Raw genomic sequence first — 4148 nt, 5'->3', positions numbered from 1 at the left:
ATATCAAACATTTCCTCTCTCATATCTAGAAGCACCTCATTCTAACTTATATCAATTCCGTTTAATTCACCCAATCATTTCAAGAAGATTTTTCCTAACAATTACTCATACATGAATTCTCAATTTCAACATAATTCACATCCTAAATACTAGACTCAATTTAGCATAATATAAACCTTTAACACAAATATCTTAATCACTTACATTATTTTCGGACATGATTCTCATAGTATTCTCCATATTTCTAACTTAAGAGTTCAAAGTTTAATTTAAATCCTACTTCTCATACTTCATTCCTCAAGAACTTCAACACCACTAATTCTCTTGATTACGTTCGTCAAAATACCATAAGGTCATCATCCGTCCATTCCTTTCAAAATCTTTCCTACTAACCAATTGGACATCATAAAATTAACTTGCCTTATAATGAAGGAAAAGAACCTTGCATTTAATGCCAACTATTAAGGAGGGAGAATAAGTAAAACAGACGAAAAGCATAATAGAGAACGGTGCCAAAATAGAAAGTCAAAAATTTAGACAAAGTATTAAAGAAAATTAAAATCGGTGGCCGTAATTTTTGAAAATCTGTAAACAAAATCTAGCTGTTATATTCGACAAGAATCGATGGCCGCAATCCTTGAAAATCTATAAACAAATCTAACAGCTATTTCGACAAAAATCGGTGGCCGCAAAGTTTGAATATACGTGCCAAAATCTACTTTAAATCTGTTGTATTCGGTGGAAAGATAACACATGAAAAAGAAAAAGAAAAAGAAAACATTTCTGAGCTTATAAAAGTCTGTGAAAATCAAAGAATATGTAGTGAACTGGTAGGATGCAGTTGATTGCTTCAAAATAGATGTAATCAATCAACTGTAAAATAACCAGTCCAAATTAAAATTTCTCAAAAGAGTTAGTCGACTTATTAATACCAATAGTCGACTAGCAAGAACATTGAGAAAAACAAGATAAATCATTTGATTGTTGCTCTTCAATAATCATTTGGTTTGCATCTTCATTTCATTTTTTTTTCTACCATGACGCTTATCTTCTACAACTTTCTTACAAGAATCAAGACATCAATCCTTCATCAAGGACAACAAGAAAATGGTGATATCTTAACCTTATCCTCTTTATATGCTTAACATGAGCGATTATTACAACTACTATACATATACACGCTTGCCGTCATTTTTGAAAATTTCACCTTCAATTTAGCTGATATCCATCAATCACTCACATAGTTGTTCTAATTATGCCTGTCTATTCACATAACTATCTTATGTTTGTCCTTTCTGAATTCTATAAATACACATGTTCATATCTTTATTTTTCATCAAGGTTAAAGTGTATTCATCTATGGAGGGAATCGCATTCCGTCAGTTTCGAAACATTTGTGTCTTTTGTGGTTCTAGTCCTGGGAAAGATGGAGAGTATGTAAAAGCTGCACAAAACCTGGGTATGGTACTGGCCAGGAGAAAAATTCATTTAGTCTATGGTGGAGGTAACCGTGGATTAATGGGGTGTGTGTCTACAGCTGCCCATGTAGGAGGATGCCAAGTTCTAGGTATTATTCCTACAGCTCTAGCTACATCTAACATCGTAGGAAAAACAATTGGGGAAGAGTTTAGGGTAGCTTCCATGCATGAGCGCATGGCTAGAATGATGAGCAATGCTGATGCTTTCATTGCCTTACCAGGGGGTTTTGGTACCTTAGAAGAGATTTTTCAAATAATTTCTTGGGCACAACTGAATATGCATCACAAACCGATAGGTTTGTTAAATGTTAATCACTTCTTTGATGGTCTGTTGTCTTTTCTTGATCATGCTGTGGAACAAAAGTTCATCTCACACTCAGCACGACGAATTCTCATCTCAGCTTCAAATGCCGATGAGTTAATTGATGCTTTACAAGCATATGTTCATGTACCTGATCCAACTATGACTCAAATAGAATGGATGGCAGACAACCGCAGGAAGCGCAAATTGGATTTGGATCTTCATCTTTAGATGTAGTAAAACGTAGCTATTATTGTACTACTTTTACATTCTTAGAGTCTATTTGGATACCATATTTACCAACCATACTCCTTTAGAGTTGGTAAAACTATCTTTGAATGTTGTTTATGATCCTCTAAACTTTTGAAATATTTTAGTATATTATCAATAAATAAGTTGATCCAAGGATGACCTAATTACTATTCTAAATAACATAACCAAGGACTCATAATGCCCGTAATGAGTGCTAACAGAAAATTTTCGTATCTTCTCTTCTCTTATCCTCAATTAATATTACTCATACCTCAAATCAATTTTTGAAAAACATTGAGCACAAATACCTAAGGCATTAGTGGTTATGAGTTGGTCTCAAATTGCCGTGGCCAGGTTGTGCAAGGTTTCCTCCGCATTGTTTGCCGGATTCTTCCTTGGTGGTGCCATTTCCTACTGTGGCAAAAACAAAATTATGCTGCTATTGAGGTGATCAAGCCCAATAGTTAGTTCAAAAATATTTAACAGCAGTCATAACACCACCTCGGCATGTAGATAAGAAACACTAGTAATTTCTTACCTATATGAATTCACTAATCCCTACACAGCACAACCACAAACATACTCAAGACACTATAAGATCGATCAGATAACCATCCACCCACTGGCCATCTAGGATCGACCTGCTCTGATACCAATTATGTAACAACTCCATTTAAGTAACAATTTTTTTTTTTATATATACCATGAAGTTATTACCTCTTTACAACTTAACTCAAAATAACATTTATTTAATTTATACAATACAGAGTTTACATACATATCATTAATCAATAACATCCATACAAAAGTCTAACACATATATAATTACATCTTATTCATCCCTGTTGACCAGTTCCGGAGATACGGGTGCGGGTGGTTGCACCTTCACCGGGATTTTAGTCAACTCGACCATAGACACCATATATATTACTGAGATCAGCTCAAAATAGAGTAACTCGATCCAACATATGCTAAAAACCAGTGCCATAGAGAAAATCTGCATGATTATTCTTCTGAACATGATATGGAAATATAGTGAGAATTAAATCCCAGTAAGTTCAACAATAAATCATCATCAATATAGCTCATCACGTCATGTTCAGCTGTATAAACTACAGTAAATATCTTTGGTCACATGAATGCACTATATTTATGCACATGAAAATCGTATAATAATGACATGTATGATAAGATTAACTATTTTCAGAATGACATATGATGACTATCAAATTATTCTCATATCAAGCTACCCCGGTCAGGGTGAGTATTTTCTACTCTCCGGTACGGGCTTTTCTCGCTCCGTCCGACATGGCCCACTTTCTCTTTCTTTTCTTATTAACATGATCATAACCGTTGGTAGGGCGTCCCCTACTGGTGCACCACACGGATTTGCCATGTGACCGTGCTCATTTCTTTTCTTTTCACAATAATAGCCAAAAATATGCTTTTAATAACAAGTATGTTCATCAAAATATAATTATTACCAAAAGTCATTGGTAATCATGCCATGAACATAACCATTTCAAATATCACTTTATAAAATATTTTCATGTCAAAATTTCACACTTAGGATGGTAAGAAGTTCATACAACGACAATGGCTATGGTATATACAAGTTATTTATAAGATTCTTCTTCTTTTTTAAATATTAATTTTATTTCTTTATTTTCTTGATGCAAGTTTTCATCCTATCTGACCTTCTCTTACTAATCAGAGCATAACTCCCTCAATTTAACTCCGATGTAGGTGATCTTGGTGTCAATTTAAAGATAAAACAATTATCTAAAACTATTATGTTGAACATATTAGCCAAATATTAAGAACTCAAGGTGATATGACTCCCTAAAAGTACAGATTATTTCTTCTCGGGTAGGTTCTGACCTCTACCTACTAATCTGTCCATAACTCCCTCATACGAATTCCAAATTAAGTGATTCCAGTGGCTAAAAATCCATAACACATATATCTATAATTCTTATGTTAACCATTTATTTTAATTCCCTACAGAAAATTCCCAGAAATTAAAACACAGAAGCTATCCTAACATATTCTTCACTGATTAACCAATTTCCGACCACTGCATACTAATCAGACCATATCTACCTCATATGAACTCA

The 4148-nt window shown here is 33.9% G+C and carries 1 protein-coding gene; it reads left to right on the top strand.

Features of this window, described 5'->3' with window-relative positions:
* Window positions 1-1359 precede the first annotated feature (1359 nt).
* On the top strand, window positions 1360-2010 hold the full coding sequence (locus A5773_RS25390; RefSeq protein ID WP_082948098.1) for a TIGR00730 family Rossman fold protein: 651 nt from the start codon (window positions 1360-1362) through the stop codon (window positions 2008-2010).
* Window positions 2011-4148: the final 2138 nt, after the last annotated feature.

This window comes from Mycobacterium sp. 852014-52450_SCH5900713, from assembly GCF_001667075.1.
Lineage (GTDB): Bacteria > Actinomycetota > Actinomycetes > Mycobacteriales > Mycobacteriaceae > Mycobacterium.
This window is presented reverse-complemented; position numbering and strand designations above follow the sequence as displayed.

Bases quoted from the DNA above. Each gene is read 5' to 3' on its own strand.
- A5773_RS25390 (WP_082948098.1), top strand. From the start codon at position 1,360: ATGGAGGGAATCGCATTCCGTCAGTTTCGAAACATTTGTGTCTTTTGT.